This window comes from Pseudorhodoferax sp. Leaf274, assembly GCF_001422445.1.
Classification (GTDB): Bacteria; Pseudomonadota; Gammaproteobacteria; order Burkholderiales; family Burkholderiaceae_C; genus Pseudorhodoferax.
Genome location: NZ_LMNA01000001.1, coordinates 43107 through 70101 on the forward strand (window position 1 = coordinate 43107; position 26995 = coordinate 70101).

The 26995-nt window shown below is 70.0% G+C and carries 28 protein-coding genes; 10 read left to right on the forward strand and 18 right to left on the reverse strand.

All coding sequences use genetic code 11. The features are described 5' to 3' along the window. Positions 1 to 24 precede the first annotated feature (24 nt). The 8 genes from ASF44_RS00170 to ASF44_RS00205 all read right to left on the reverse strand — a co-directional run bounded on the left by ASF44_RS00170 (position 25) and on the right by ASF44_RS00205 (position 6330). A complete protein-coding gene (locus ASF44_RS00170) occupies positions 25 to 804 on the reverse strand; it encodes a molybdopterin-binding protein (RefSeq protein ID WP_056897178.1) in 780 nt (259 codons plus the stop codon). Beyond that, positions 801 to 1664: a cytochrome b/b6 domain-containing protein gene (locus ASF44_RS00175; RefSeq protein WP_056897179.1), complete on the reverse strand. Its 864-nt coding sequence runs from the start codon at positions 1662 to 1664 to the stop codon at positions 801 to 803. The genes ASF44_RS00170 and ASF44_RS00175 overlap by 4 nt, the downstream gene beginning before the upstream one ends. Positions 1665 to 1690: 26 nt before the next feature. Continuing rightward, a complete protein-coding gene (locus ASF44_RS00180) occupies positions 1691 to 2176 on the reverse strand; it encodes a hypothetical protein (protein ID WP_056897180.1) in 486 nt (161 codons plus the stop codon). Further along, positions 2173 to 2538 (reverse strand): SDR family NAD(P)-dependent oxidoreductase, encoded by a 366-nt coding sequence (locus tag ASF44_RS00185; RefSeq protein WP_056897181.1) that lies wholly within the window; start codon positions 2536 to 2538, stop codon positions 2173 to 2175. The genes ASF44_RS00180 and ASF44_RS00185 overlap by 4 nt, the downstream gene beginning before the upstream one ends. Positions 2539 to 2620: 82 nt before the next feature. Beyond that, positions 2621 to 3265 carry a hypothetical protein gene (locus tag ASF44_RS00190; protein WP_056897182.1) on the reverse strand — a complete coding sequence of 215 codons (645 nt, stop codon included), beginning with the start codon at positions 3263 to 3265 and terminating at the stop codon, positions 2621 to 2623. Positions 3266 to 3439: 174 nt separating this feature from the next. Beyond that, positions 3440 to 4783, reverse strand: a complete 1344-nt coding sequence (locus ASF44_RS00195) for a HAMP domain-containing sensor histidine kinase (protein WP_056897183.1) — start codon at positions 4781 to 4783, stop codon at positions 3440 to 3442. After that, entirely contained in the window at positions 4780 to 5448 is a 669-nt protein-coding gene (locus tag ASF44_RS00200; RefSeq protein WP_056897184.1) for a response regulator, read from the reverse strand. The genes ASF44_RS00195 and ASF44_RS00200 overlap by 4 nt, the downstream gene beginning before the upstream one ends. Before the next feature lie 48 nt (positions 5449 to 5496). Continuing rightward, a complete protein-coding gene (locus ASF44_RS00205; RefSeq protein WP_056898115.1) occupies positions 5497 to 6330 on the reverse strand; it encodes an oxidoreductase in 834 nt (277 codons plus the stop codon). A 157-nt stretch (positions 6331 to 6487) separates the two neighbouring features. On the opposite strand from ASF44_RS00205, the gene ASF44_RS00210 reads away from it, so the two are divergent. Continuing rightward, a complete protein-coding gene (locus tag ASF44_RS00210) occupies positions 6488 to 7399 on the forward strand; it encodes an AraC family transcriptional regulator (protein ID WP_156374354.1) in 912 nt (303 codons plus the stop codon). 68 nt (positions 7400 to 7467) lie between these two features. Here ASF44_RS00210 and ASF44_RS00215 read toward each other — a convergent pair whose 3' ends face one another. Then, positions 7468 to 8214 carry a glucose 1-dehydrogenase gene (locus ASF44_RS00215; protein WP_056897186.1) on the reverse strand — a complete coding sequence of 249 codons (747 nt, stop codon included), beginning with the start codon at positions 8212 to 8214 and terminating at the stop codon, positions 7468 to 7470. 133 nt (positions 8215 to 8347) lie between these two features. Next, a complete protein-coding gene (locus ASF44_RS00220; protein ID WP_056897187.1) occupies positions 8348 to 9208 on the reverse strand; it encodes a LysR family transcriptional regulator in 861 nt (286 codons plus the stop codon). A gap of 39 nt (positions 9209 to 9247) precedes the next feature. Here ASF44_RS00220 and ASF44_RS00225 point away from each other — a divergent pair, with 39 nt between their 5' ends. The 7 genes from ASF44_RS00225 to ASF44_RS00255 all read left to right on the forward strand — a co-directional run bounded on the left by ASF44_RS00225 (position 9248) and on the right by ASF44_RS00255 (position 16789). Beyond that, the gene (locus ASF44_RS00225; RefSeq protein ID WP_235579080.1) at positions 9248 to 10219 is read left to right on the forward strand and encodes an oxidoreductase; all 972 of its coding nucleotides are present in this window, start codon (positions 9248 to 9250) and stop codon (positions 10217 to 10219) included. A 3-nt stretch (positions 10220 to 10222) separates the two neighbouring features. After that, positions 10223 to 11083, forward strand: coding sequence for an NAD(P)-dependent oxidoreductase (locus ASF44_RS00230; RefSeq protein WP_056897189.1), 861 nt, complete (start codon positions 10223 to 10225; stop codon positions 11081 to 11083). Beyond that, positions 11080 to 12498 (forward strand): MFS transporter, encoded by a 1419-nt coding sequence (locus tag ASF44_RS00235; RefSeq protein ID WP_056897190.1) that lies wholly within the window; start codon positions 11080 to 11082, stop codon positions 12496 to 12498. Before ASF44_RS00230 ends, ASF44_RS00235 begins: the two co-directional genes overlap by 4 nt. A gap of 202 nt (positions 12499 to 12700) precedes the next feature. Next, complete coding sequence (gene gcvA / locus ASF44_RS00240) at positions 12701 to 13588, forward strand: transcriptional regulator GcvA (protein ID WP_056897191.1); 888 nt, start codon at positions 12701 to 12703, stop codon at positions 13586 to 13588. Between the two features lie 122 nt (positions 13589 to 13710). Beyond that, positions 13711 to 14916 carry a CaiB/BaiF CoA-transferase family protein gene (locus ASF44_RS00245; protein ID WP_056897192.1) on the forward strand — a complete coding sequence of 402 codons (1206 nt, stop codon included), beginning with the start codon at positions 13711 to 13713 and terminating at the stop codon, positions 14914 to 14916. 26 nt (positions 14917 to 14942) lie between these two features. Beyond that, positions 14943 to 15773 carry an enoyl-CoA hydratase-related protein gene (locus ASF44_RS00250; protein WP_369820883.1) on the forward strand — a complete coding sequence of 277 codons (831 nt, stop codon included), beginning with the start codon at positions 14943 to 14945 and terminating at the stop codon, positions 15771 to 15773. Positions 15774 to 15817: 44 nt separating this feature from the next. Next, positions 15818 to 16789 (forward strand): tripartite tricarboxylate transporter substrate binding protein, encoded by a 972-nt coding sequence (locus ASF44_RS00255; protein ID WP_056897194.1) that lies wholly within the window; start codon positions 15818 to 15820, stop codon positions 16787 to 16789. Between the two features lie 27 nt (positions 16790 to 16816). Here the strand turns inward: ASF44_RS00255 and ASF44_RS00260 are convergent, their stop codons facing one another. After that, positions 16817 to 17644: a GntR family transcriptional regulator gene (locus tag ASF44_RS00260; protein WP_056897195.1), complete on the reverse strand. Its 828-nt coding sequence runs from the start codon at positions 17642 to 17644 to the stop codon at positions 16817 to 16819. A gap of 182 nt (positions 17645 to 17826) precedes the next feature. Between ASF44_RS00260 and ASF44_RS00265 the strand changes: the two genes are divergently transcribed. Beyond that, positions 17827 to 18816: a tripartite tricarboxylate transporter substrate binding protein gene (locus ASF44_RS00265; RefSeq protein ID WP_162243764.1), complete on the forward strand. Its 990-nt coding sequence runs from the start codon at positions 17827 to 17829 to the stop codon at positions 18814 to 18816. Positions 18817 to 18874: 58 nt separating this feature from the next. On the opposite strand, the gene ASF44_RS00270 is transcribed toward ASF44_RS00265, so the two are convergent. From ASF44_RS00270 to ASF44_RS00300, 7 genes are all read right to left on the reverse strand, one after another. Then, positions 18875 to 19861 carry a tripartite tricarboxylate transporter substrate binding protein gene (locus tag ASF44_RS00270; RefSeq protein WP_235579081.1) on the reverse strand — a complete coding sequence of 329 codons (987 nt, stop codon included), beginning with the start codon at positions 19859 to 19861 and terminating at the stop codon, positions 18875 to 18877. Positions 19862 to 19910: 49 nt separating this feature from the next. Beyond that, a complete protein-coding gene (locus ASF44_RS00275) occupies positions 19911 to 20906 on the reverse strand; it encodes a tripartite tricarboxylate transporter substrate binding protein (protein WP_082524423.1) in 996 nt (331 codons plus the stop codon). A gap of 67 nt (positions 20907 to 20973) precedes the next feature. Further along, the gene (locus ASF44_RS00280) at positions 20974 to 22593 is read right to left on the reverse strand and encodes a long-chain-fatty-acid--CoA ligase (protein WP_056897199.1); all 1620 of its coding nucleotides are present in this window, start codon (positions 22591 to 22593) and stop codon (positions 20974 to 20976) included. A gap of 68 nt (positions 22594 to 22661) precedes the next feature. Then, on the reverse strand, positions 22662 to 23396 hold the full coding sequence (locus ASF44_RS00285) for a Sua5/YciO/YrdC/YwlC family protein (protein WP_056897200.1): 735 nt from the start codon (positions 23394 to 23396) through the stop codon (positions 22662 to 22664). A 43-nt stretch (positions 23397 to 23439) separates the two neighbouring features. After that, positions 23440 to 24057: a 3-isopropylmalate dehydratase small subunit gene (gene leuD, locus ASF44_RS00290; protein WP_056897201.1), complete on the reverse strand. Its 618-nt coding sequence runs from the start codon at positions 24055 to 24057 to the stop codon at positions 23440 to 23442. A gap of 15 nt (positions 24058 to 24072) precedes the next feature. Continuing rightward, complete coding sequence (gene leuC / locus ASF44_RS00295) at positions 24073 to 25473, reverse strand: 3-isopropylmalate dehydratase large subunit (protein ID WP_056897202.1); 1401 nt, start codon at positions 25471 to 25473, stop codon at positions 24073 to 24075. A gap of 3 nt (positions 25474 to 25476) precedes the next feature. Next, a complete protein-coding gene (locus ASF44_RS00300; RefSeq protein ID WP_056897203.1) occupies positions 25477 to 26403 on the reverse strand; it encodes an oxaloacetate decarboxylase in 927 nt (308 codons plus the stop codon). 366 nt (positions 26404 to 26769) lie between these two features. Between ASF44_RS00300 and ASF44_RS00305 the strand changes: the two genes are divergently transcribed. Further along, positions 26770 to 26994 carry a hypothetical protein gene (locus ASF44_RS00305; protein WP_156374296.1) on the forward strand — a complete coding sequence of 75 codons (225 nt, stop codon included), beginning with the start codon at positions 26770 to 26772 and terminating at the stop codon, positions 26992 to 26994. The last annotated feature ends 1 nt before the right edge of the window (position 26995 follow it).

Consider the following 26995-nt stretch of genomic DNA (forward strand, 5'->3'; position numbering starts at 1 on the left):
CGTGCCGGCATGAAGAGGTGCGTCTCAGATGCCCGCATACCACTCGTAGCCTCGGTCTTCCCAGTAGCCTCCATTGCCGCCCCACAGGCCGCTGTAGGCATCGACGACCTCGATGCGCATCAGGTACTTCGCCTGCTTGTAGCCGAGCTGCCGCTCTACCCGCAGCCGCAGCGGCGCCCCGTGGGCCACCGGCAGGTCCTTGCCGTTCATGCCGTAGGCCAGGATGGTCTGCGGGTGGTAGGCATCGATAAGGTCGATGCTCTCGTAATAGCGGCCACTGCCGTCCAGCGTGCGCTCCAACTCATCCGCGCAATGGAAGACGACATAGCGTGCGCCGGGCTTGAGCCCGGCGGCGTCGAGCACGAGACTCAGCGGCACGCCCTGCCATTGGCCGATGGCGCTCCATCCCTCGACACAGTCATGCCGAGTGATCTGCGTGCGGGACGCGAAGCCCCGTAGCTCGGCCAGGGACAAGCGCTGTGGACGTTGCACCAAGCCGTCGACCTGCAGGCGCCAGTCCGCGAACCCATGCTCCAGCAAACGCGCATAGTGGTCGGAATCCGGCATCTGCGTGCCGTTGGCACGGAACACCGGGGAGAGATCGGCTGCGCTGAACTCCTGCGCCAGAGCTTGCCGGCCGAGCAGCAGGCGCTGGCCGCGCAGTGTCAGCTTCTCCGTCTGCCGCAATACGCTGTCCACCTGCGCATTCTGGGCCAGGCCGTCGCAGCCCGCGAGCGCCAATGCGCCCGCCCCGGAGGCTAGCCCTATCAACAGGCGGCGGCGCGAAACGTGTGGTGCGTTCATTTCTTCTCTCCGTCGTGCGTGATCGCGTAGCGGCCACTGAGCATGGACCGCAGGTTGTTCCAGAGCCCCGAGGCGATGACCATCGCCACGTGTACGGCGACGAACAGCACCAGCAGCGAGGCGCTGATGAAGTGCAGGCTGCGCGCGGAGGCACGGCCACCGAACAGGTCGGCCAGGAACGGGAAGGCCGCGTTGAGGCCCGGCGACATCGTCAGACCGGTGAGCACCATCATCGGCAGCAGCCCGAACACCACCGCCAGGTAGCTGAGCTTTTGCAGCGCGTTGTAGCGCCGCGCTGCGTCGCCCTGGGCGAAGCGCAGACGCGCGTGGTCGCGCACCTCCTGCCACAGGTGACATGGCGTGAGCTGGTCGCGGCTGGGCAGCAGGTCGCGCCGAAAGTGTCGCCGCCAGAACCCGTGCACCAGATAGACCAGGCCATTGAGCACCAGCAGCCAGGCGAAGAAGAAATGCCAGCGGCGGCCGGCCCCCAAATCCTGGTAGGACGGTACCGTGAGCCAGGCCGGGAAGGCCCGGGCGGTCTCCGTGCCGTTCTCGTCGGAGACGCCGAGCACGCCCGTGGTCTCGATGCGCAGCGGGCCGATCTCGAAGAAGCCCTGCGCGGCATCGCCTTGCTGCCTGGAGCCGATGGCGATCCATGACGCGTCCGCGTCTGCGCCGTACTTGCCCCAGTACAGGCGCGGGTGCGCGTTGAAGATCTGCAGCCCGCTCATCAGCAGAAACGACAGGCACAGCACGTTGAGCCAGTGGGTGATGCGCACGGTCAGCCCATGCCGCCGGATGAACTGGGGCCCGGCTGGCCGCGCGTGCGCAGCGGCGTGGGGCGTTGAAGGACCTTGCATGGCAGTGGCCTTGACGTGGCTGCGGCCTACCGGCGCGTGCGGATCACCCAGGCCTGCAGCGCCGACCCGATCAAGAACAGCACCGTCCACCCCAACAGCGTGGCGCGCACCACAGGCGATTCCGGCCCCTGCGCCAAGGGCTGCGTGGCCGGCAGGCGTGTCAGGGTTTCGGCGATGCCGGGCACCAGCAGCAGGAAGTAGCTGAAGCTGCGCCCCAGCGTCGCCAGGTAGGGCCGCAGGGCCCCGAGGAAGCGCAGGCGCGGCACCAGCAGGCTGGCCCCCACGGCCACCAGCGCCAGGATGCCCAAGGCATGGCCCGGATTGAACCCGCCCGTGCTCGACAAGCCGAACGATGTGAGGACCGACAGCACGAGCCCCGCCAGGTAGATCCTGCCGGAATCGGTGGATGGCTCGATCGAACCGTGCCGCACGAAGCTGTACAGGCCGGCGGCGACTGGCACCAGGCTGATGGCGGTGTGCACAGTGCCCAGGAGTGAGAGATGCGAAGTCATGAGAGTGAATGGGTCGGGTGGGTTGGAAGCTGCGCTGGCAGTGCTGCGGAGCGACGGCCGATGCCAGCGCGCCCGGCCAGCACCTGCCTGGGCCGTGCACCGAGGTTCAGCAGCAAATCGATGCGGCCATAGGCATCCCGGGTGTGGGCCACCAGCATGTCGGTGCTGGCCTGGCGCGCCGGGTCTGCCGCTCGGTACTGGACACGGCCGCCCTCCTCTGCGATCTCTGCCGCCAGCGCCTGCAGCTCGGACAGGTTTCGGTCCCCCAGCATCAGCCAGGCGCCCTGGCTGGCAAGCGACCGTGCAGTGGACGCGCCGGCACGGCTGCACGCGCCCGAGATGGCCACGACCTTGCCGTGCATGTCTGGGTTCAAAAGCATGGTTCGACAGTTGGATTGCGTTGGAGGGAAGGAGCGGTGCTGCGCCGCAGGCCGGCCGGTGCGGTCACATCGGCGGGACGACGCCGTTCTTGCCCACGATCACCTGGCTGGAACTGATGGCACCGCCCGCGGCCTTCTCGGCGGAGACGAAGACCACGGCGCCGGGCTTGAGGTCCTCGGCCGTGGCCGGCGCCAGCGTGACGACTGGTGTGTCCTGCTGGATGGAAATCTTCTTGTCCTGGCCGTGGTAGCTGACGGTCACCACGCTGCCCTGCACCGACTTGACCGCATCGGCCACGGTGGCGTTGGTCATGGAGCTGTTGGGCTTGAGGTCCCAGCCGAAACTGCCTTCGCCCAGGCCCTTCATCTGCGGCGGAAAGATCAGCACTTCCAGGGCGCCGTCGCCGCCCTCTGACCTGGGCAGCGAGGCGATGCCCACGTAGTCGCCCTGCTTGATGTCGTTGACGCTGGCCTTGGCCACCGCCGCGACCGACCAGCCGGGCTTGAGCGCGATGTTGACGGTGTTGCCCTCGCGCGCCTTGACCTGCAGCTGCTCGCCGGCCAGCGCGACGACGGTGCCGCGCACGCGGATCTTCTGCGCGGCCGGCTCGGCGGCGACGGCAGTGCCGAGGCTGCCGAAGGTGCCGAGGGCGAGCAGCGCACCGGCGAGCACGCGGTGGAGGGACTTGGTGTGGCGTTCGATGTGCATGGGCTTTCTCCTGTGCGACCGGGGTCGCGGATGGGTGAGGCGCGGCGCCACCAGGCCATGGCGTCGATGGCACCGCGGTGCGGCGATGCGGGTCTGCATCACCGTGGTTCTCACTGTAGGGAGCGCCCTTTAGCGGACGCTTAGGGATTTCTTAGCCCGGCGTTAGCCGGAACATCAGCCAGCAGATTCGAGCCGCGCGATGAGTCCGCTGCGGTCGTCCCGGTTGTGCAGGCTCAGCTGCAGGCCGCAGCGCTGCGCTGCGGCCTGTGCGATGGCCAGGCCCAGGCCGCTGCCGCCCGGGGCGCTGCCGGGCACGCGGTAGAAGCGGTCGAACACCCGGCCCAGCAGCTCCGGTGCGATGCCAGGGCCGGTGTCCACCACCTCCACCACGGTGCGGCCCGGTGTGTCCACCAGGCGCACGTCCACCACACCGCCTTCGGGCGTGTACCGCAGCGCGTTCTCGATGAGGTTGTCCAGCGCGCTGCGCAGGTCGCCAGCGCTGCAGCCCAGCCGCAGCGGCCCCAGACTCTCGGGCGCGACCAGGCCCAGGTCGATGCGGCGCTGGTCCGCCAGCGCGATCAGCGTGTGGATGCTCTCGCGTACATGTGCCTGCACGTCCACGCTGGCGCCGCTGTCCGCCGCGGCCGCCTCCTGGCGTGACATCTTGAGCAACTGGTCCACGAGCCGCTTGGCGCGGCCGACACCGGCCTCCAGCTGCTGGAAGTGCTGCGCCGCCGGCCCCGCGGCCAGGTCTTCGCGCAGGTTCTCCAGCTGCAGCCCGACGGCGGCGATCGGCGTGCGCAACTCGTGCGCTGCGTCCTGCACGAACAGGCGCTGCGCGGCGAAGCTGTCACGCAGCCGCGCCAGCAGGTGGTTGAAGGACACGACCAGCGGGCGGATCTCTTCGGGCACGCGCTCCAGCGGCAACTCGGCGATGCTCTGCGCGTCCTGCTGGGCCGCCTGCTGGCCGATGCTGCGCAGCCGGCCGGAGATGGCACGCACCACGCCCCACAGCACCAGCATCGACAGTGGCAACAGCAGCAGCACCGGCAAGGCGGCTTCGCCGGCGCGGCCGAAGGCCAGACCGGCGCGGAAGCTGGCGCTCTGCAGCACCTGGACCATCTGGCCATCCCGCGTCGCGGCGGCGTAGACGCGCCAGTGCTGCCCGCTGTCCTCGAGGTCCTGCAGGCCAGGGTGCGGCATGCGCCGCGCCACCACACCGTCCCAGGACGCCATCAGGGGCTGCCCATCGGCGCCGAAGAATTGCAGCACGTACAGGCCGCGTCCATGCACGCCTTCGGCGCTCAACTCCGGCGCCTGGCCGGGATGGCCCTGCCGGGCCATCGCATCGCCCAGTTGCACCATCTGGTCGTCCAGGAAGCCGGCCGCCATGTGCGTGACCATGCGGTACGACAGCCCCGCGGAGGCCAGCGCCACCGCCAGGAAGGTGGGCACCAGCCACGCCATCAGGGTGCCGCGGATCGAGCGCATGCGGCCGGCGCCGAACAGCCAGCTCATGGCGAGGGCGCGACCACGCGCCAGCCCAGGCCGCGCACATTGCGGATGGTGTCCGGCCCGAGCTTGCGGCGCATGCCATGGATCAGCACGTCCACGGCGTTGCTGCTGACCTCCTCGCCCCAGCCGTAGATGCGGTTCTCCAGCTGTTCGCGCGACAGGATGGCGCCGGAGCGCTCCATCAGCGCGTGCAGCAGCGCGAACTCGCGGGCAGAAAGTTGCGAGCGCACACCGCCGACAAGCACTTCGCGCGTGCCCAGGTCCAGCTGCAGCACGCCCTCCTCGCCGATCAGCGACTGCGCCGCGCCATCGCGGCGCCGGATCACGGCGCGCATGCGGGCCAGCAGCTCGCGCAGTTCGTAGGGCTTGACCAGGTAGTCGTCGGCGCCCAGGTCCAGGCCGTCGACGCGGTCGTCAAGTCCATCGCGCGCCGTCAGCACCAGCACCGGCGTGGTCTCGCCGGCCGCGCGGGCGCGGCGCAACACCTCTACGCCATCGCGCTGGGGCAGGCCCAGGTCCAGCAGCACGCAGGCATAGCCGCCGTCGGCCAGGGCACTCTGGGCCAGCAGGCCGTCCTTGACCCAGTCCACCGACCAGCCCTGGCGCGTCAGGGCCTCGCGCAGGCTTTGCCCGATCATCTCGTCGTCCTCGACCAGCAATACACGCATGGGCTGCAGCTTAGCGGGCCTGAGTTAGGCGGGCATTAGCCTGGGGCCTCAGCCATCGGTGGACCGCGTCACCGCCTCCCAGGCCTGCAGCTCCTGGGCCAGCGCCGACATCTTGTCGCGCACCAGCGTGAGCGCATCGCTGCCGAGCAGCAGATGCGCCGGCGGGGCGTCGCTCGCAATCACCGCCAGCATGGCCCGGGCCGCCTTGGCCGGATCGCCGAGCTGCTTGCCGCTCTTTTCGGTGCGCGCCGCGCGGATCGGGTCGAACAGCGCGTCGTAGTCGGGGATGGAGCGCGCGGTGCGCGCCATCGAGCGGCCCGCCCAATCGGTGCGGAACGAGCCCGGCGCCACGGCGGTGACATGGATGCCGAAGGGCTTGACCTCCTTGCCCAGCGCTTCGGAGATGCCTTCCAGCGCGAACTTGCTGCCGCAGTAGTAGGCGATGCCCGGCATGGTGATGAAGCCGCCCATCGAGGTGATGTTGAGGATGTGGCCGCGCCGGCGCTGGCGCATGTGGGGCAGCACCGCCTTGGTCATGGCCACCGCGCCGAACACGTTCACGTCGAACTGGCGACGCATCTCGGTCAGCGGCGACTCCTCCAGCACGCCCTCGTGCCCGTAGCCCGCGTTGTTCACCAGCACATCGATCGGCCCGACGGTGGCCTCGATGTTCGCCACCACACCGTCGATGGCGTCGAAGTCCGTCACGTCCAGCACGCGCCCGATGGCCTGCCCTGGCGCGAGGCGCTCGAAGTCCTGCTGCGCGTCTGTACTGCGCACGGTGCCGACCACGCGGTGGCCGGCCTGCAGCGCTTCCTGCGCCAGGGCGCGGCCGAAGCCGCTGCTGACGCCGGTGATGCACAAGCTGGTTGGAAAGGTCATGTCGTTGGCTCCCAATGAAGATGAAGAGCGCGTACGATATTCTGATGAACCGCGATCTTTAAGTCCGTTTTTTCTGATTTTCTTGCCTATTTCTATGAAGACAGTCGGTCACGCACACGAGGCCAGTCCCGCCTCGCCCCCATCGCGGCAGCAGCGCATGGTGGCCTTGCTGCGCGCGTTGGCGCCGAACGAGGGCTACAACCTGACGGTGCTGCCCGACGTGCGCATCCTGCGCTCCGACCGTCCGCTGGCGCGCACGCCCGTGCTGTACGACCCGGGCATCGTGATCGTGTGCCAGGGGCGCAAGCGCGGCTACTTCGGCTCCCAGGTCTACCTGTACGACGAGCAGCACTACCTGGCGGTGGCGGTGCCGGTGCCCTTCACGATGGAGACCGAGGCCTCGCCGGAGCGCCCCTTGCTGGCGATCTACATGCACCTGGACTTCCAGGTCGCCTCCGACCTGATGGCCCGGATCGCACACCATGGTGCAGCGCTGGTGGACGAGGCGCCGCAGAGCATGGTGTCCAGCCCCATGGACGCTGCGCTGCACACCTCGGTGCTGCGCTTCCTCGAAGCCATGAGCCGGCCGCTGGACGCGGCCATCCTCGGCCCGGCCCTGGTGCGGGAGCTGTACTTCCGGGTGCTGACCGGCGCGCAGGGCAACGCCATGCGCGCGGCCCTGGCCATGCAGGGCCAGTTCGGCCGCATCGGCAAGGCCCTGCGCCGCATCCACGGCACCTACGCCCAACCGCTGCAGCTGCCGCAGCTGGCGCATGAAGCCGGCATGAGCGTGCCGAGCTTCCACAGCCACTTCAAGGCCATCACGAACACCTCGCCGATGCAGTACCTGAAGTCCACGCGATTGCACCAGGCGCGGCTGCTGATGCTGCGCGAGGGCATGACGTCGGAGGCGGCTTCCCATGCCGTCGGCTATGCGAGCCCATCGCAGTTCAGCCGGGAGTTCAAGCGGCTGTTCGGGCTGACGCCGGCGGCCGAGACGAAGCGGATGCGGGCCAGCTTCGCGCTGCCTCCGGGGTTCGCGGCGTCGGAGTTCGTCTCGTCGCACTAGGGCTGGCGCTGCGGGCGGATCGCTCAAGCGGCCATGGCGCAATGCAGGCCGGCATGCGCCATCCCATGTCAACGCATACCGCCCGACCCCAGGATCACCTCGCCGGTCACCCAGCCCGCATCGTCCGACGCGAGAAATGCAACGATTGGCGCGATGTCCTGCACCTGGCCGATGCGGCCCAGCGGCGTCTGCGCCTCGTTCCAGGCCTGGAAGGCTGAGCCGACGACGCCAGCCGCATGGGTGCCTTCGGTCTCGACCAGGCCGGGACTCACCGCGTTGACGCGAATGCCTCGGGGGCCCAGTTCGCGCGACAGCACGCCCGTGATGGCATCGATCGCGCCTTTCGTGCCGGTGTAGGTGGCGCTCTCGGCCGGCAGCACGCGCGTGACGTTGGAGCTGATGTTGATGATGCTGCCGCCCTGGCCCAGATGCGGCGCGGCGGCTCCGGCGACCAGCAGAGGGCCGAGGACGTTGATGTCGAACTGCTGGCGGTACAGCGCTTCGGTCGTCTCCTCGATCCGGGCGAACTGGTAGATCCCCGCGTTGTTCACGACGATGTCCAGGCGTCCGAAACGGTCGATGGCTGCCTGCACAAGCGACTCGACCTGCGCACGCTTGGTGACGTCCGCGCCCACCGCCACGGCGCTCCCGCCAGCGGCCTCGATGCCGGCGACCACCGTGTCCGCATCGTTCTTGTTCGAAGCGTAGTTGACGACCACCTTTGCACCCTCTGCTGCGAGTCTGCGGGCGATGCCCGCCCCGATGCCTTTGGACGCGCCCGTGACGATCGCGACCTTGTCCTTCAATCTGCCCATCGATGAGTTCCCCATGACGCTGGTCCGGCATGGCCCAGCAAGGGCGCCAATGTTGGTGCCTGCGCTGGCGTTTGGACACTGCCATTCCTGCACCTTGTCCGTACGTTTTTGAACGGACGGTCCGCGCAGGAACTCAGCCCTGCAGGTTCGCGATGTGGTCGTTGGCGGTGGCGATGAAGGCGCGCAACCGGTTCAGCCGCCGCAGATCGCGGTGGTAGCCCATCCAGATGTCCCGGGTAGGCGGCTCTTCCGGCAACTGCAGCCGACGCAGGCCGCCCACCTGGTTGCCCACCACCTGCGGCAGCACGGCGATGCCGATCCCCTGGCCGCACATGCGCGCCTGCACGTTGCGGTTATTGGACGCCAGCAGCGGCCTGGCGCTCGGGAAGCTGGCCTGCAGCCACGCGATGTCGGGGAACTGGCCGGTCGAAGTGTCGTGCGTGATGAGCCGAAAACCGGCGCCATCGCCGAACACCGGATCGGGCGAGCCCGCCGCGATATAGACCCCATAGGGAAGGCGTACCAATCGGCGCTGCACCACGTCCTGCGCGTTGAAGGGCACGATGCGGAACGCGATGTCGGCCTCGCGCTGCGCTAGGTTGAACAGACGGGTGCCCGTCAACACCTCGACGTCGACATGCGGGTAGGACCTGGCGTAGTCCGCGACGATGGGCGGCAGGACGTAGGCACCGAACCAGTCGGCCGACGAGATCCGCAGGCTGCCTTGCAGCTTCTCTTCCCGACCCGCCAGGCGCCGCTCCATCGCGAGCGCGCCTTCCTCCATCTGCTCGGCGAGCGCGACGATGCCGGCGCCCTCGTCGGTGGGAACGAAGCCGTCTGCGGTGCGCTGGAACAGCGTGTGCCCCACGGCCTGCTCCAGTGCCCGCAGACGGCGCCCGATCGTCGGATGGCTCAGCTGCAAGGCGCGCGCAGCGCCGCCCAGGGTGCCCGCCCGCACGACGGCCAGGAAGATGCGCACATCGCTCCACTCCACGCCCTGCCCCTTTCAAAAATGAACGGCGAGCGTACAGCATTGGCAGTTGTCGAACAGATTCAGATCGCTAGATTCGCTGCATGCCGGTGCCACACCGGACACACCCCGGTCAGCCCGCGCACCGCGCCTGGCCCCACACCGCATCGGAAGGAAGACATGGGCAAGACTTGGTTGATCACGGGCTGTTCGACGGGCCTGGGCAGAGCATTGGCCGAAGCCGTCGCCGCGCGCGGCGACCGCCTGGTCGCCACCGCACGGTCCGCCGCAGCGCTGCACGACCTGCGCGAGCGCTACCAGGACACCGTGCAGGCGGTCTCGCTCGACGTCACGCGGCCTGGCGACGCCGCGCGGGCGGTGGCTCTGGCCGAGAGCAGGTTCGGCGGCCTGGACGTTCTCGTCAACAACGCAGGCATCGGCTTCATCGGGGCCATCGAGGAAGGCGAGCCCGGCGAGTACCGGCCGATATTCGAGACCAACGTGTTCGGCCTGATCGAGACCACCCGCGCCGCCTTGCCGGCCCTGCGCCGGCGCCAGGGGGCGCGCATCGTGAACCTGTCGTCCGGTGCCGGGATCGCGGGCTCGGCCGGCTCCGGCTTCTACAACGCGACCAAGTTCGCGGTGGAAGGTCTCTCCGAAGCGCTGGCCGAGGAACTCGCGCCTCTGGGCGTGCGGGTCATCATCGTCGAGCCCGGGGCCTTCCGCACCGATTTCCTGGGGCGCTCGATCGCCTCGGCGGCCCGCCAGATCCACGCCTACGCGCAGACCGCGCACGCACGGCGCCGCTACCGCGAACGCAACGATGGCAGGCAGGCCGGTGACCCGGCCAAAGCCGTCGCCGTGATGCTGCAGGCCATCGATGCCGACGACCCACCGCTGCATCTGCCCTTGGGTCCAGGGGCCCACCGGACCGCCGCACGCAAGCTGGATGCCTTCCGCGCGGACATCGCCGCGTGGCGCGACATCTCCATCGCGACCGACTTCGATGTGCACGCGACCGCTGGAGGGAGGTGAACCATGGACATCGGCATCCTCGGTCTGGGCGCGATGGGCACCGCGATGGCGAAGAACCTAGCCGCCGCTGGCCACCAGGTACGCGCATGGAACCGCTCCGGTGGCGCCGTCGAAGGCGTCACGCTGCTGGACGATCCGCGCGACGTCTTCGATGCAGATGCAGTCCTCACCATGCTCGCCGACGACGCAGCGGTCCGCAGCGTCGTGCTGGACGCAGGGCTGCTGGCGTCCGCACGTCCCGGGCTTGTCCATGTCGTGTCGTCGACCATCTCGCTCGCCTTCGCGGCCGAGCTGGCCGTCGTCCACGCCCAGGCCGGGATCGGCTTCGTGTCGGCGCCCGTGCTCGGGCGGCCGGACGTGGCCGCGCGCGGTGAACTGAACGTGCTGGCCGCCGGCGCGCCGGCCGCGATCGACCGGGTGCAGCCCGTGCTGCAGGCCATCGGCGCACGCGTCTGGCCCCTGGGCGAGCACCCGCCCGCGGCGAACGCGGCCAAGATCGCCTGCAACATGATGATCGCCATGGCCATCGAGGCCATGGCCGAGGCCGTGGTGCTGACGGAGGCCAGCGGCGTGCCGCACGAGCGCTTCTTCGAACTCATGCTCGGCACGCTGTTCGACAGCCGCCCCTATCGGACCTACTCGGCCACCATCGCGGCGGGAACCTACACGCCAGGCTTCAAGGCCCGTCTGGGCCTGAAGGACCTGCGCCTGGCGAGCGAGGCAGCCGGTGCGTCGTCGCGCACGCTGCCAATGCTCGAGGCCGCTCGCCACCGCATGGCGCAGGCCGTCCAGGCCGGCTGGGGCGAGCAGGACTGGTCGGCCATGGCGCGCTTCACGATCGAAGACGGGAGGCAACCTTCATGAAGGCGGCCATGACCTTCTCGACGCCCGAGCGCGCCGCGGCCGATCCCCGCCGCTGGCTGGCCTTGTGCGTGCTGCTGGCCGGCACGCTGCTGCCACCACTGGACTTCTTCATCGTCAATGTCGCCCTGCCCGCCATCCAGGCAGACCTGCAGGCCACGCCTTCGCTGGCCCAACTGGTCGTGTCCGTCTACGCGGCAGCCTATGCCGTCACGCTGATCCTCGGCGGGCGCCTGGGCGACCTCTATGGGCGCAAGCGCATGTTCATCGTCGGGATGCTGGGGTTCGGCGTCGCATCGGCTCTGTGCGGCTGCGCGCCCTCGCCGAGCGTTCTGGTCGCGGGCCGGCTGCTGCAGGGCATCAGCGCTGCGGTCATGGCGCCGCAGTCGCTGGCGTCCATCCATGCCATCTTCCCCGCCCAGGAGAAGTCACGTGCGCTGGGCATGTACGGCGCCACCTTCGGCGCGGCTTCGGTGGCCGGCCAATTGCTGGGCGGTCTGCTGGTGTCGGTCGATCTGTTCGGACTCGGGTGGCGCGCGGTTTTTCTGATCAACCTGCCAGTCATTGCCCTGGCTGTTCCGGCGGCGATCTGCTGGGTGCGCGACAGCCGCTCCGAGCAGGCGGGGCGCCTGGACATCGTGGGCGCGCTGCTGCTGGCAGCAGGCTTGCTGGCGCTGGTGGTGCCGCTCATCGAAGGGCGCGAGCGCGGCTGGCCGTGGTGGTGCGTCGGCCTGCTGGCCCTGAGCCCGCCGCTGCTTCTCGCATTCTGGCGCTCCGAGCAGCGGCAAGAGCGTGGGCACGGCACGCCGTTGGTGCCACCGTCCGTGCTGGCGTCACCGGGCTTGCGGCGCAGTCTGGCCGCCACGTTTTTCTTCTACACCATCGCGCCCTTCTTTCTGCTGTTCGCGGTCTACGAACAGATGGGGCTGGGCCACGGGGCGCTGACCGCGGGGCTGGCGATCCTGCCGCTTGGCATCGGCTTCCTGCTCGGACCACTGTGCAGTGCGACCGTGGCACGACGGCTGAAAGCCAACACGGCAGCGTTCGGCATGGGCCTGGAGGTGGTGGGCATGCTGTCCGCCGCCGGCCTGGCCTGGGCCGACACGCCGGCGTGGCTGCCGGCACCCTTGCTCCTCATCGGGCTGGGCCAAGGCATCGCGCTGCCCGCGCTGGTGCGGCTGAATGTGGACCAGGTGGATGCACGCTGGGCCGGGCTGGCGGCGGGCCTGGTGAACGCCACCCTGCAGGTCAGCGCGGCCGTGTCGACCGCGACCATCGGCGGCCTGTTCTTCGCGCTGTCGCCGCGTGGCGCCGGCCCGGCCGCAGTGAAAACGGCCTTCGCGGTCGCGCTGCTCGCCATCGGTACGGGCCTGGCGCTGGCGGTGGTCTTGAGCCGAAAACCCCAGGTGATCCGTTGAGATCTGCTGCGGGCAGCCCGGTCGGCCATCCGTTCAGCGGCAGCATCTCGCATTGGAGCTGGCCTGGCAGCGTTGCAGAGGCGACCTGCGCTTCGGGCTTCAAGACTGTCCCGGCCTGCAGGACCTGCGTGCGGGACGATGCTGCTGCGCATGGACGCAACACGGAAGGACCAGGTGCTCGGTCACCGTAGACTGCGGCGCCATGCACCCGCTTCCTCCGCTCAATCCCCTGAAGGCCTTCGAAGCCGCGGGCCGCCTGCAGAGCGTCTCCAAGGCCGCGGACGAGCTGGCGGTGACGCCGGCCGCGGTGAGCCGCCAGATCAAGGCGTTGGAAGAGTTTCTGAGGGCGCCGCTGTTCGAGCGCCTGCCAGGCGGCGTGCGGCTCACGCCGGCGGGCGCGCGCTACCTGGCCGAGGTCGGTCCGCTGCTGGTCGGCCTGCGCGAGGCGACCAACGTGGTCATGGGTGGCAGCTACCGGCGCCGGGTGCTCAAGATCCGCTCGCCGGCCACCTTCGCCGTGCGCTGGCTGATTCCGCGCCTGGCCGGCTTTCACAGCCGGCACCCCTCGATCGACGTGCAGGTGGCCACCTCGCCCGCCCCGCTGGACTTCGACCGTGAGGCCATCGACGCCGGCATCCAGCTCGGTAACGGCGAGTGGGCGGGCCTGCGCTCCGAGCGGCTGATGCCCAACGTGCTCGTGCCGGTCGTCTCGCCGCGCTACGCCGTGGACCATGTGCTGCAGGCGCCACGCGCGCTCGCGCAGCAGACCCTGCTGCATTCCATGGCGCGGCCGGACGACTGGTCGCTGTGGCTCAAGTCCGTTGGCGACACCGAGGTCAACCCCTACCGCGGCATGAAGTACGAGACTTCGCTGCTGGCCTACCAGGCAGCGCTGGAAGGCCATGGCGTGGCCATCGCGCAGCGCGCCCTGGTCGAAAAGGAACTGGCCTCGGGCGCCCTGGTCGCGCCCTTCGGCCACGCGCTGGACTGCGGCGCCTTCACCTACTACTTCGCCGTGCCCGCGGCGCGCGCCGAGTCGCCGGCCCTGCGCGCTTTCCGCACCTGGCTGGACGAGGCGTTGGGCGACTGAGCAGCGCGCGAAGGCCTTGACCAAAAGTCAAGCGCCCCACCCATAAAGTCGTTTGCCCCGAACCGGGCCGCTTCCTATTCTCCCGACCAGTCGATGCAAGGCATCGCGAGGAGAAGGAAATCATGCTCACCGACAGCCTCAACGGCATCCAGGTACTCGATCTGTCCCACGTGGTGGCCGGCCCCGTCTGCGGCATGCTGCTGGGCGACATGGGCGCCGACGTGGTCAAGATCGAGCCCATCGGCGGCGAACTCGGCCGCCGCATCGGACCGCCCTACGTGCAGGGAGAGAGCGTGGTGGCTCTGAGCGTGAACCGCAACAAGCGCGGCCTGGCGATCGACCTCAAGGCCACCGAAGGGCAGCAGGTGCTGCAGCACATGGCGGCCCGCGCGGACGTGCTGATCGAGAGCTTTCGCCCCGGGGTGATGCAGCGGCTGGGCCTGGACGCACCGGCGCTGCTGCAGTTGCAGCCCAAGCTGGTCTACTGCTCCATCTCTGCTTTCGGCCAGACCGGGCCCTGGCATGCGCGGGCCGGCGTGGACGGCATCGTGCAGGCCGTCGCCGGCCTCATGAGCGCGATCGGCAGCGAGCACAGCGACCCGCTGAAGGTGTCGGTGCCCGTGGCCGACATGACGACCGGCTACCTCGCCACCATCGGTATCCTCGGCGCCCTGCACAAGGTGCGCGCCGGCGGCGCCGGCCAGCACCTGGACGTGAGCCTGTACAACGCCACGCTGATGCTGCAGCAGGTGGGCCTGGCCTTCTTCCTGGCCACTGGCGAGGAGCCGCGCAAGACCGGCAGCGCCGCGCCCTATGCCGCGCCGAACGAGGCGTTTCCCACGGCCGACGGCTGGATCATGGTCGCCGCCTACCAGCCCGAGCGCTGGAGCGCGCTGTGCAGCGTGCTCGACATGCCGGCGCTGCGCGACGACCCGCGCTTCGCGGATAACAGCGCCCGCGTGGCGAACCGGCCAGCACTGCAGGAACTGCTGGGCGCCGCCTTGCGCCGGCATGACACCGCCCACTGGCTCGCGCGGCTCGACGCCGCGGACATCCTGTGCGCGCCCATTGCCGGCTACCGCGAGGTGGCCGCCAGCGCACAGTACCGGCACAGCGGCATCGAGACCTGCCTGCAACACCCCGTCGCGGGCAGCCTGCGCATGCCCGGCTTCGGCCTGGCCGGCCCCGCCGCCACGGCCGCCCCGGCCGCGCCGCCGCCGCTCGTGGGCCAGCACTCCGTGCAGGTGCTAGCCGAGTACGGCATCCCCGGCACAACCATCCAGACGCTGCTCGCCCGTGGCGTGGTGGCGGCCGGCGCAGCGTTCTGATGCTTTCTTCTTCCATCCCTACCACCATGACCATGACATCCGCCTGGAATCCCCTCGTCTCCACCCACTGCGACCACGGCGTGCTGACCATTTCGATGGACGCGGCCGACGGCGGCAACGCGCTGACCGTGGCCATGAGCCAGGCCCTGGCCGAAGCCCTGGAGGGCGCGGCCCGCCGCCCCGATGTGCACTGCGTGGTGCTGCGCTCCTCGGCACGCTACTTCTGCACCGGCGGCAACGTGGACGACATGCGCAGCGGCGCCGACCTGATGCAGGGCAGCCCCGACCGCGTGCGCGAGCGCCTGGCCGAGGTGCTGCACCGCATCACCCTGGCCACGCAGGCCATCGAGGTGCCGCTCATCGCCGCCGTCAACGGTGCGGCCGTGGGCGCCGGCTTCGACATCACGCTGATGTGCGACGTGCGCATTGCCGGCCACAGGGCCCGCTTCGCCGAGAGCTTCCTGCGGCTGGGGCTGATCTCGGGCATCGGCGGCGCCTGGTTCCTGTCGCGCCTGGTCGGCCTGTCCAAGGCCCTGGAGCTGAGCTTCACGAGCGAATTCCTGGACGCGCAGGCCGCGCTGGCCGCTGGCATCGTCACGCGCGTGGTGCCCGACGAGGACCTGGACACCGAGGTGCAGGCGCTGGCGCGCCGCATCGCCGCCGCACCGCCGCGCGCCCTGCGCATGGCAAAGAAGCTCGTGCGCGAGTCGGCTACGGCGTCCTTGCCCACCGCGCTGGAGATGGCGGCCTCCATGCAGGCGCTGCTGATGGCGGGCGACGAGCACAAGGCGGCCGTCGCGGCCTTCCTGCAGCGCCAGGCCCAGTCCCGCGCGCTGGACGGCACCACCACCACCTGAGCCTGGCCGCGCCCACCCCCCACACACACAGACGGAGACCGACCATGCCCCTGACCCGACGTGCCGCCACGCTCGCCCCGCTGCTGTTGACCGCCCTGGGTGCGGCACGCCCCGCCCGTGCGGCCTACCCCGATAGGCCGCTGAACTTCGTCGTGCCGTTCGGCGCGGGCAGCGCCACCGACCTGCTGGCACGCGCGCTCGCGGTGGGGGTCACCGAGCAGTCCGGCCAGCCCGTGGTGGTGGACAACCGCGCCGGCGCCGGCGGCATGCTCGCGGCCCAGCACGTCGCGCGCGCTCCGGCGGACGGTTACACCGTGCTGGTCACGACCAACAGCACCCAGACGGCCAACCCCTTCCTCTACCGCAAGCTGCCCTACGACCCGGTCAAGGACTTCCAGCCGCTGACGGCGCTGGGCCGCGGCGGCACGGTGCTGGTGGTGCGTCCGCAGGCGCCCTACCGCAGCGTGGCCGACGTAGTGGCGCAGGCGCGCCGCAGCCCGGGCCAGTTGAGCTTCGGCAGCGGCAACTCGTCCAGCCGCATGGCCGGTGAGATGTTCAAGCAGTTGAGCGGAACCGACATCCTGTGGGTGGGCTACAAGAGCAACCCAAACGCGCTGACCGACCTGCTGGGTGGACAGATCGACCTGATGTTCATCGACACGGTGACGGGCCTGCCCCACATCCAGTCGGGCAAGCTGCGGCCGCTGGGTGTGTCCATGCCCCAGCGCATCGCGCCGCTGCCCGAGGTGCCGACCATCGCCGAGGCCGGCGTGGCCGGCTACGACATCGGCTACTGGTTCGGGGCCTATGTGCCGGCCGCCACACCGGCACCGGTGGCGCAGCGGCTGCGCGCGTGGCTGGTGGCCGCCTCGGCCAGCAGCCAGGCCAAAAGCTTCTACGCGAGCACCAGCACCGAGCCATGGACCACGACGCCGGAGGTGCTGGCGCGCTTCCAGGAGCTGGACACGCAGAAGTGGGGGCGCGTCATCAAGGCCGCGGGCATCGAGCCGGAGTGAGGCAGCGCCTGCCCATCCGCCGGCCGCTCAGGTTGGCTTCCTGCCGGTTACCTCGTGCACAAAATGGCCGCCGCTCAATGTGTTGACCGTCTCCCCCGGGATGTCCATCAGCATGCGGCTGCGCTCGGGCGTCATGGTCACGGTGATGTACTCCACGGGGCGCGCCTCGGGATCGTGGATGACGCGCACGATTTTGAGCAGGGCCACGCCCACGTCCGTCTGCATCAGCTTGGCCTGCAGCGGATCGCTGAGCTCGGCCGTGATCTCCTGGATCACGCGGCCGAACTTCACGCCCTGAGCCAGCAGGATCTCGTAGAGCGCCTGCTTGCGCAGCGACGTGGCCGTTACCTGCTTGCCCAGCCGGGCCGGCACCCAGGCGTCGGACAGCATGACCGGCGTTCCGCCCACGCTGCGCAGGCGCAGCGCGTGCACCGCCTTCTCGCCGGGCGCGAGCTGCAGCAGCGCGGCCACGTCCGGTGGCGCCTCGGTCTGCTCGACCCGCAGCACCTGCACCTGCGTCTCAGCCGCCGTCTTGCGCAGGCTGTCGATCAACGAGAGGCTGGGCCGCGGCCGCGCCAGCGGTAGCTTGTCCTGCAGCACGAAGGTGCCGCGGCCATGGCGCCGCTCGACGAAGCCCTGCGCCGCCAGATCGGCCAGCGCGCGTCGCACGGTGATGCGAGAGACGTCGAAGCGCTCGCACAAGGACTCTTCCTTGGGCAACAGGCCAGAGCCGGCGTACACGCCGCGGACGATCTCGTCGCGCAGCACCACGAAGAGCTGGCGGTGGAGCGAGGTGCCCGGGGAACGGGGCATGGGGCTGGACGCGGCATCGGCCAGGGCGTTTGCGGACTTCATCGGCGTCGGGCGGGAAAGAGCTGCTGAGGCGACCGAGCATAGCGGGTCGGTCTGTGTTTGTGTCGTCATACCGCCAGGACATGTGCAGGGTCGTTGACTTCGACGTTTGTTGTCATATTATTATTAACACAAGCCCACGATAGAAAGTTGACGTGGGCGACAACATGTACATGGAGACAACGATGCCACCCACCCCCCCCACCGCCGCAGCGCTATACCCGGGCTCCTGGTCCCGGCGCGGCTTCCTCGGCAGCGCCGCAGCACTGGCCTGCGGCACCGCCACCGCCGCCGCACCCGACTGGTCGCCGACGCGGCCGCTCGAGATGCTGGTGAGCTTTCCGGCCGGCGGCACCGCGGACACGCTGGCGCGGCTGCTGGGCGACCGCCTGGCGAAGTCGCACGGCTGGCAGACCGTCGTCGTCAACCGCCCCGGCGGTGGCGGCCTCATCCTGCAGAACGTGCTGAAGACCGCCAGGAACGACGGGCATACGGTCGGCTTCGGCGCGAGCTACGAGCTGACCTACCCGGTCGGGGAGCGGCTGCAGACCGACCGCCTGCAGGAGTTCGATGCTCTGTGCAGCATCGCCGCCCTGCCCGTCTGCATCATGGCGCGCAGCGACGCCAGGCTCGACACAGTGGACGATTGGCGCCGCAAGGCCGCGGCCGGACAGCCCATCACCTTCGGCGTCTCGCCGCCGTTCGAATGGGTGGGCGAGCGGCTGGGACGGCTGCTGAAGATGGAGATCATCGCGGTGCCGTTCCGTGGCAGCAGCGAGATCAACCAGCAATTGCTGGGCGGCACGCTGGACCTCGCGATGTCGGCCGGCAGCCATGTGCCGCTGGAACGCGCCCACCGGGCCAAGGTGGTCTATGCCGTGACGAAGGCACGCATGCCCAGCCATCCCGATGTTCCGACCCTGCGCGAAGCCGGCGCGGACCTGGCCATCCAGTCGCGCTTCATCGTGTTCGCGAACAAGGAGGTGCCCACCAGGGTGCGCTCGGCGCTGTCGGAGATGTTCACGCAGGTGGCGCAGGAGCGGCCGCTGCAGGACGCCCTGCGCGAGCGCGGACTCATTGCCGAAGCGCTGAAGGGCGCCCCGCTGCTGCGCGAACTGCAGGAGGAAGTTCAGATCGGCAACACCATCGGCCGCGCGCAGGACGCACGCAAGTAGGTCGGGCGGAGCCAGGCACGCTGGCCGGTCGCGGCCAACCAGGCTGCGCCCGGCGCCGTCACTGTTCCAGCGAGTAGCGCTGGACGAGCGAACCGAGCCGCGCGCTCTCCTGCCGGACCTGGGCCGCGAATTCGGCGGGCGTGTTGACGACCGGCTCTGCACCTGCGGCCGCAATGGTCCGCTGCACGTCGGGGTCCTGCACCGCTTCGCGCAGCGCGGCGGCGATGGCCTGCGCCACGGGCGCCGGCAGCCCGGCTGGCGCGAAGACGCCGAACCAGTTGATGGAGCGGAATGCGCCGAAGCCCGCCTCCTGCGCGGTCGGCACCTCCGGCAGCACCGCTGCGCGCCTGTCGCCCGTCGTCGCCAAGAAGCGCAGCGTGCCCGCCTTGGCATGGGGCAGCGCAGCGGCAATGCCGGTGAAGGACATGTTGACGTTGTTGGCGACCAGGTCCGCTACGACGGCACTGGTACCCCGGTAGTTGACGACGACGGCGTCCGCCAGCTTCGTCTCCGCGACGAACTGGTTCGACATCAGCCGCGACTGGTTGTCGGTCGTGCCGAGCGCGCAGCGCTGTGCCGCACGCCCGCAATACGCCACGAACTCGGCCAGGGTCTTCACCGGCATCTTCGCGCTCACGACGATGGCATTGGACGCCTGTGCGACGGCGGTGACCGGCAGCAGCCGCTGCAGCGGGTCAATGCCGCGCAGCCCCGGGGTATAGCGGGTCAGCGCGATCGATGGCACCTGCAGCAGCAAGGTGCTGCCGTCGGGCGCGGCGTCCATAACGCGGCGCGTGCCGATCAATCCATCGGCCCCCGGGATGTTCTCGACGATGACCGGCTGCTGCCAGAGGACCGCCAGTTGCCGCGACACGGCGCGGGCGACCGTGTCGGTGCCGCCGCCCGGGGCATAGGGCACGACGACGGTCACGGGCTTGGCAGGCCGCCACAGCGGGGCCTGCGCCGACGCCGGGCGCGGCGCGATGGCCGCCAGCGCGACGGCGGACAAGGCGAACAGATGCTTCACACGGAATGTCACGGACACGATGGTTTCGTCCTTTGCTGCAGTTCCAGGGGCGCCATGGCGGCGCGTCTCAATCGAGCTTGAGCTTGGCCGCCTGGATCAGGTCGCGCCACTTGCCCAGGTCGTCCTCGAACGCCTTGCGGGCCTGTGCCGGCGCGCGGTGGGCGACCAGCAGGCCGGTGCCCTCAAGGTTGCGCACGACCTCGGGGTCGGCCAGCACCGCTGCAAGCGCCGCGCTCAGGCGGTCGAACACGGGCGCCGGCAGGTTCCGCGGTGCGAGCACGCCGCTCATGTAGGTTGCCTGCAGCGTCGGAAACCCGAGTTCCGCCACGGTTGGCACAGCAGGCAGCGCCGCGAGCCGCTGTACTGTCGTGACCGCCAGCGCCTTCAGTCGCCCGGAGTGCACATGCTGCACGATGCCGGTCGGCGCGAAGAATGCCAGGTCCACGGTGCCGGCGATCAGGTCGGTGCTGGCCTGCCCCGAGCCCTTGTAGGCCACGTGCGTGATGTTCATGCGCGCCGCCATGCGCAGCATCTCGCCTTCCAGGTGCGGGATGCTTCCGACGCCACCCGAGGCATAGGACAGGCCCTGCGGCCTGGCATGCGAGAGCGCCGCCAGTTCGCGGATGTCGCGGGCCGGCACGCCGGGATGCGCCACCAGCACCATCGGCAACTCGCCGATCCCGCCGATGTAGCTGAAGTCGGCCGGCCGGTAGCCGACAGACCGGTACGCCGGCGTGACCGAGATGGCGCCGTTGTCTGCGAGATACAAGGTGTAGCCGTCCGCCGCGGACTGGGCCACCAGTTGCGCCGCGATGGCCCCGCCGGCACCGGGCCGGTAGTCCAGCACCACCGGAACGCCCAGGTTGCGCTCCAGGCCCAGCGCCAGGGGTCGGCCCACACCGTCGCCACCGCCGCCCGGCGGGTAGCCGATGACGAACTTGATCGGCTGCTGCGGCCAGGCTTTCTGCGCGCGCACCCAGGGCGCTGCCAGCGCACCAGCAGCCAGCGCGGCCACGGTGCGGCGCGACACGCCGCGACGCGGTTTAGGGGATGGAATGGACATGCCTGTCTCCTCGTTGTTCGTTGGGGTGGGCGGCGCGCAGTGCGGCCGGCATCCGCCGTACGCTCTGTCAGTACACCGGCGACGTTTGCTGCAGCGGCGGGGCCGCGAAACGCTCGCGCAGCACGGCCTTCAGCACTTTGCCGGTGGCACCGTGCGGCAGCGCGTTGACGAATTCGACCGCCTCGGGCAGCCACCACTTGGCGACCAGGGGCTGCAGGTGCGCCAGCAACTGGGCGCGGTCGAGTGCCTGCCCGGGCCGCAGCACGCAGACCAGCAGCGGCCGCTCGTCCCACTTGGGGTGCGGGATGCCGATGACGGCGGCCTCCAGCACGGCCGGGTGCGTCATGGCCGCGCTCTCCAGCGCGATGGAGCTGATCCACTCACCGCCGGACTTGACCACATCCTTGGCGCGGTCGACGATCTGCATGAAGCCGTCCGCGTCGATGGTGGCGATGTCGCCGGTATCGAACCATCCGTCCGCGCGGGCACCGGACACGCCGCCCTGGTAGGTCTGCACCACCCAGGGCCCGCGCACCAGCAGGCGGCCCGTGCTGGCGCCATCGCGCTCCAGCACGTGTCCGTCCTCCGCTTCAAGCCGCATCTCCACGCCGAACAGCTCGCGCCCCTGCTTGGTCTGCAGCCGCACGCGTGCGTCGACCGACAGCGCCTGCTGGCGCGGGGTGAATTGGTTGAGCGCAGCGACCGGGCTGGTCTCGGTCATGCCCCAGCCATGCAGCACCCGCACGCCGTGCTCCAGTTCGAAGGCCCGCACCATGGCCTCGCCGGCCGCTGCGCCGCCGATCACAGTGCGGCGAAGCGAGTTGAAGCGGGCGCCCTGGGCGCGCACATGCTCCAGCAGGCCGAGCCAGATGGTCGGCACGCCGGCGGCCATGGTGACGCGCTCGGCTTCGCAGAGTTCGTACAGGCTCTTGCCGTCCAGCGCGGGCCCGGGAAACACGATCTTGGCGCCGACCATGGGCAGTGAGAACGGCAGGCCCCATGCGTTGACGTGGAACATCGGCACCACGGGCAGCACGGTGTCCTGCGCGGACAAGGCCAGCACATCCGGCAGAGCGCTGGCCCAGGCATGCAGCAGCGTGGAGCGCGGCGTGTAGCACACGCCCTTCGGGTCGCCGGTCGTGCCCGAGGTGTAGCACAGGCCGCAGGGCGCGTTCTCGTCGGGCGTGGGCCAGTCGATGTCGGCATCGGACTGGCGCGCGAGCAGTTCCTCGTAGTCCAGCACCTCGACCTGCGGGGCCGTCATCGCCGCCGTGCGGCTCAGCAGCACGAAGGTGGTCACGGTCTGCAGCCCGGGCGCCGCCGCGGCCACCAGCGGCGCGAAGCTCGCATCGAAGCACAGCATGCGGTCGCCGCCGTGGTTGCAGATCCACACGAGCTGGTCCACCGTGAGGCGCGGGTTCAGCGTGTGGCACACCGCGCCGATGGCCATGCTGCCGTAGTACAGCTCCAGGTGGCGGTAGGTGTTCCAGGCCAGCGTGGCGACCTTGTCGCCGCGCGCGATGCCCAGCGCCTCCAGTGCGCGCGCCAGGCGGCAGACGCGTCGGTAGGTGTCGGCGTAGGTGGTGCGGTGCACGTCGCCTTCCACGCGGCGCGAGACGATCTCCACCTGCGGGTGGTTGCGGGCGGCGTGTCGCAGCAGGTCGATCACGCGCAGCGGCATGGGCATGGGGTGTCCATCCACGGCTTTTCTCCTGGAAGTTGGGGCGGGCGCAGGCGCTGGGCCTGCGCGGGTGCTCAGGCGACGTTGCTGAGCGCGAACTCGTTGACGTGGCCCGAGGGCAGCGCCGCCATGCCGGGATCCTTGGGCAGCTCCACGCGGAACCAGCGCTGCAGCACGTCGGCGATCAGGTCGTAGCACGCGCCGTAGCGGATCACCTGCAGGGTCTGGAAGTTGATCAGGGTGCCGGAGCGGCCATACGTGTGGTAGCGGCACAGGCCGTGGTCGACCTGGATGTCGGCGATGGCGCGCAATTCGGGCTGGACCTCCTCGATCGTGAAGCGCGAGCCCGTGCCCGAGATGTTGGCCGAAGAGCCGAACAGCGGCACCAGTTCCTCGCGCGAGATCCGCGTCAGCTCCTTGTGCAGCGGACCGGCGTTGAGCAGGTTGCCGATGGTGCCGCCGGCCGAGGAGGCCTTCAGCGCCTCGTCGCCGAGCTTGGCCAGCAGCGGGTGGTCGGGCCGGAAGGGGCCGATCACGCCGAGAGGCAGGTCGTAGTCGAGCACGATGGCCTCCACCATCTCCTGCGCGCGCTTGTCCAGCGTCATCAGGTCGCGCTGCATCAGCAGGTCGGCGGCCATGGCGTTGCGCTTGTGGCCGCCGCGCTGCTTGGTGTCGAAAATCTTCTGCAGCGGCGTCATGGACGCGCCACACATGGCGTAGCCGGTGTGCTGCGGCACGAGGGCGATGCCGCCGTTCTTGACGACGTCGATGATGCGCCGGGCGTCGCCGGCAATGTCGAGGGTGGGCATGGTGGGTCTCCTTGGGGTGGGTTGGAAAACGTTCGGATGAGGGTCAGCGGCGCACGGGGCGCCAGGCCCAGGGGCGCTGGACGCGGTCGCGCTCCTGCCACGCGCGAATCGCCGCGTCGTCGCGCAGTGTCAGACCGATGGCGTCCAGGCCGCTGAGCAGGCCTTCGCGGCGCATCGCATCGATGGCGAAAGGCTGTGCCGCACCGATGCCGGTATGGATCAGCCGGGACTGCAGGTCGACGGTCAGCGGTGCGCCGTCGGCGCAGTGCGCAGCAAGCGCCTCGATCCGCGCCATCGGCAAGCGGATCGGCAGCACACCGTTCTGGAAGCAATTGGAAAAGAAGATGTCGCCGTAGCTGGGCGCGATGACGGCCCGGATCCCCAGGCACATCAGGGCCCAGACGGCGCCCTCCCGCGAAGACCCGCAGCCGAAGTTGTCGCCGGCCAGCAGGAAGGGCGCGTGCTGGAAGCGCGCGGCGTTCAGGATGCAGTCGGGCTCGGGGCTGCCGTCCGGTCGGTAGCGCAGCGATTCGAATGCGTACGGGCCGAGCTGGTCCTTCGGCAGGCTGGTCAGGCGCTCGATGCGCACGATGAGGTCGGTGTCGACGTTCGCCCGCAGGAAAGGCACTGCGGGGCCGGTGACGGTGGTGAAGGCTTGCATGGTGTTGTGGTTCGATCAGGCGAGGCTGCGCACATCGCACAGGTGGCCGGTCACGGCCGCCGCCGCCGCCATCGCGGGGCTCGCCAGGTGGGTGCGCGCCTGTGGCCCCTGGCGGCCGACGAAGTTGCGGTTCGATGTGGAGACGCAGCGCGCCATGGGCGGCACCTGCTCGCCATTGGCCGCGACGCACATGCCGCAGCCGGGCTCGCGCCATTCGAAGCCGGCCGCGGCGAACACCGCGTGCAGGCCCTCGGCCTCGGCGGCGCGCTTGACGTCCTCCGAGCCGGGCACGACCCAGGCGCGCACCTGGGGGGCGACCCGGCGGCCGCGCGCGATGTCGGCAGCGGCGCGCAGGTCGGACAGGCGCGCGTTCGTGCACGAGCCGATGAAGACCCAGTCGACCGGCGTGCCGGCGATGGGTGCGCCCGCCTCCAGGCCCATGTAGTCCAGAGCCTGGGCGATGGCGTCGGCGCCCTGCACGGTTGCGTCCCGTGGGTCGGGGGTCCGCGCGTCGATGGCGATCGCATGCTCGGGGCTGGTGCCCCAGGTCACCGTGGGCGCGACCGTGCGGGCGTCGATGTGCACCTCGCGGTCGAACACGGCGTCCGCATCGGTCCGCAGTGCGCGCCAGGCGGCGACCGCGGCCTCGAAGTCGGCGCCCTGCGGCGCGAAGCGGCGGCCCTTGACGTAGGCGAAGGTGCGCTCGTCCGGCGCGATCACGCCAGAGCGGGCGCCGAGTTCGACCGTCAGGTTGCACAGCGTCAACCGCGCCTCGACCTCGAGCGCCTCGACGGTCGAGCCCGCGTACTCGACGGCATGGCCCACACCGGCGTTGGCACCCAGCAGGCCGATGATGTGCAGCGCCAGATCCTTGGCCGTCACGCCGGGCGCCAGCGCGCCCTCGCAGCGGATGCGCATGTGTTTGGGCCGTTGCAGGCGCAGGGTCTGCGTGGCCAGCGCATGCGTGCTTTCGCTGGACCCCACACCGAGTGCCAGCGCGCCCAGCGCACCGTTGGTGCAGGTGTGGCTGTCGCCACAGACCATGGTCAGTCCGGGCAGCACGATGCCCTGCTCGGGTCCCATCACATGGACGATGCCCTGCCCCAACTGGCCAACGTCAAAGAGCCGGATGCCGAAGCGCTGTGCGCCCTGCCGCAACGCCGACCAGAGCCTGCCTCCCGGCACATAGGTGGTGCCGTCACGCCCGGGTCGGGTGGAGACGGCGTGGTCCGGCGTCGCGAACACGAGATCGGGGTCGTGCACGGCCAGGCCCTGCTCCGCCATGTCCGCCAGCGAGGCGGAGCCGGACAGGTCGTGCAGCAGGTGCCGGTCGATGTGCAGCAGTGCCCAGCCATCGCCGAGGTCGCGCACCACATGCGCGTCCCAGATCTTCTCGAAGAGAGTGCGGCCGGCCATGGCTCACTTGCCGCCAGCTTGCGTGCCGAGCGCCGGCACCGTGGTGTCGATCGCGCTGGCGCCCGCATCGAAGCGGCGGCGCAAGGCGTCCCAGTCGTCGGCGCCGAAACGCTGGAAGGTGGCGCCCACGCTGGCCGCAACCGGCGGCACGGTGCCGGTCGACCGCAGCGCCGCGAGCGCGGCGTCTCCGGCCTCGATGGCGGCGCTGATGAGCAGGCCCGGCACGATGGCCAGCTTGTAGCCCATGGACTCCGCCACCGCGGTATCGAACACCGGCGTGCGCCCGCCGCCGACGATGTTGAGCAGGCAGGCACCGCGCACCCTGCGCGGCACGCGCTCCACCTCATCCAGGGTCTGCGGCGCTTCGACGAAGGCGATGTCGGCGCCGACGTCGAGTGCGGCGTTCGCGCGGTCGATGGCCTCGTCCAGCCCGAGCATGGCCCGGGCGTCGGTGCGCGCGATGATGAGGAATTCCCCGGAGCGGCGCGCCTCGACCGCGGCGCGGATCTTGGAGACGAACTCGGCACGCGAAACCACCTGCTTGCCTTCCAGGTGGCCGCAGCGCTTGGGCGCCACCTGGTCCTCGATGTGGATCGCCGCCACGCCGCGGGCCTCGTACTCGCGCACCGTGCGCGTGATGTTCAGCTCGTTGCCGTAGCCGGTGTCCGCGTCGGCGATGACCGGCACGGGGACGGAGCGCGCCATCACGCCGGCGTTGTCGGCCATCTCGGTCTGCGTCAGCAGGCCGAAGTCCGGAAAGCCACGCGCCATGGCCGTGCCCGCGCCAGTCATGTAGACCGCGCGGAAGCCGGCCTGGGCGACCAGCCTGGCGCCGATGCCGTCGTAGGCGCCAGGGGCCACGGTCAGGCCGGGCGAGGCCAGCATGTCCCGCAGCGAGGGCACCCGATGGAGATATTGTCTTGTGTTCATGTGTTTATATTTTAAATACAACTAAATCAGGAACACAAGGTGTTGGCATGCTGGTGGAAACCCTCGACGCCCAACGACCAGTGGTCGGCCGTGGTTGCACTGGAGGTGGTCGGCAAGCTGCAACGTCCTACCGCCTGCTGGTACACGGGGCCCGGGGAGGTGTCGGCCACGCTTGGCGCGGTTCGGCCAGCATCTGGGCGCCGATGTCACCGCCACCGATCCAGAGCAGATCGCGGCGCTGGCCGCATTGGGCATCCACACGGTGAGCACGCGGCCCGACTTTCGCGACGCCGTGCTCATCACACCGACGGGCGCTAAGCCGGCGTCGTTGTCGATCCGGACGGCCGGGATGTCTTCGACGAATCCATGCGGGCTGTGGCCTGGAGCGGCCGGCTGCTGGTGCTGGGCTTCGCCAGTGGCCCCATCGCAGGTCTGGCCACCAACCGGGCAGTGATCGAGGGCCTTTCCATCCTAGGTGTGCGAGCCGGCGAGTACCGGCGCCGCGACCCAGCGCAGCGCGCAGGGGTATTTGCGCGCGTGGGTGTATTGGCCAACCTGGGCGCGCTGCGGCCGTTGATCGGCCGCACCTAAG

Coding starts and splice junctions, on each gene's coding strand:
- gcvA (WP_056897191.1), top strand. CDS start 12,701: ATGCACCCGCTTCCTCCGCTCAATCCCCTGAAGGCCTTCGAAGCCGCG.
- ASF44_RS00300 (WP_056897203.1), bottom strand. CDS start 26,403: ATGAACACAAGACAATATCTCCATCGGGTGCCCTCGCTGCGGGACATG.
- ASF44_RS00175 (WP_056897179.1), bottom strand. CDS start 1,664: ATGCAAGGTCCTTCAACGCCCCACGCCGCTGCGCACGCGCGGCCAGCC.
- ASF44_RS00260 (WP_056897195.1), bottom strand. CDS start 17,644: ATGAAGTCCGCAAACGCCCTGGCCGATGCCGCGTCCAGCCCCATGCCC.
- ASF44_RS00255 (WP_056897194.1), top strand. CDS start 15,818: ATGCCCCTGACCCGACGTGCCGCCACGCTCGCCCCGCTGCTGTTGACC.
- ASF44_RS00250 (WP_369820883.1), top strand. CDS start 14,943: ATGACCATGACATCCGCCTGGAATCCCCTCGTCTCCACCCACTGCGAC.
- ASF44_RS00205 (WP_056898115.1), bottom strand. CDS start 6,330: ATGACCTTTCCAACCAGCTTGTGCATCACCGGCGTCAGCAGCGGCTTC.
- ASF44_RS00200 (WP_056897184.1), bottom strand. CDS start 5,448: ATGCGTGTATTGCTGGTCGAGGACGACGAGATGATCGGGCAAAGCCTG.
- ASF44_RS00230 (WP_056897189.1), top strand. CDS start 10,223: ATGGACATCGGCATCCTCGGTCTGGGCGCGATGGGCACCGCGATGGCG.
- ASF44_RS00170 (WP_056897178.1), bottom strand. CDS start 804: ATGAACGCACCACACGTTTCGCGCCGCCGCCTGTTGATAGGGCTAGCC.
- ASF44_RS00180 (WP_056897180.1), bottom strand. CDS start 2,176: ATGACTTCGCATCTCTCACTCCTGGGCACTGTGCACACCGCCATCAGC.
- ASF44_RS00305 (WP_156374296.1), top strand. CDS start 26,770: ATGCGGGCTGTGGCCTGGAGCGGCCGGCTGCTGGTGCTGGGCTTCGCC.
- ASF44_RS00195 (WP_056897183.1), bottom strand. CDS start 4,783: ATGAGCTGGCTGTTCGGCGCCGGCCGCATGCGCTCGATCCGCGGCACC.
- ASF44_RS00280 (WP_056897199.1), bottom strand. CDS start 22,593: ATGCCCATGCCGCTGCGCGTGATCGACCTGCTGCGACACGCCGCCCGC.
- ASF44_RS00215 (WP_056897186.1), bottom strand. CDS start 8,214: ATGGGCAGATTGAAGGACAAGGTCGCGATCGTCACGGGCGCGTCCAAA.
- ASF44_RS00285 (WP_056897200.1), bottom strand. CDS start 23,396: ATGCCCACCCTCGACATTGCCGGCGACGCCCGGCGCATCATCGACGTC.
- ASF44_RS00210 (WP_156374354.1), top strand. CDS start 6,488: ATGGTGGCCTTGCTGCGCGCGTTGGCGCCGAACGAGGGCTACAACCTG.
- leuC (WP_056897202.1), bottom strand. CDS start 25,473: ATGGCCGGCCGCACTCTCTTCGAGAAGATCTGGGACGCGCATGTGGTG.
- ASF44_RS00185 (WP_056897181.1), bottom strand. CDS start 2,538: ATGCACGGCAAGGTCGTGGCCATCTCGGGCGCGTGCAGCCGTGCCGGC.
- ASF44_RS00275 (WP_082524423.1), bottom strand. CDS start 20,906: ATGTCCATTCCATCCCCTAAACCGCGTCGCGGCGTGTCGCGCCGCACC.
- ASF44_RS00245 (WP_056897192.1), top strand. CDS start 13,711: ATGCTCACCGACAGCCTCAACGGCATCCAGGTACTCGATCTGTCCCAC.
- ASF44_RS00265 (WP_162243764.1), top strand. CDS start 17,827: ATGCCACCCACCCCCCCCACCGCCGCAGCGCTATACCCGGGCTCCTGG.
- ASF44_RS00235 (WP_056897190.1), top strand. CDS start 11,080: ATGAAGGCGGCCATGACCTTCTCGACGCCCGAGCGCGCCGCGGCCGAT.
- leuD (WP_056897201.1), bottom strand. CDS start 24,057: ATGCAAGCCTTCACCACCGTCACCGGCCCCGCAGTGCCTTTCCTGCGG.
- ASF44_RS00190 (WP_056897182.1), bottom strand. CDS start 3,265: ATGCACATCGAACGCCACACCAAGTCCCTCCACCGCGTGCTCGCCGGT.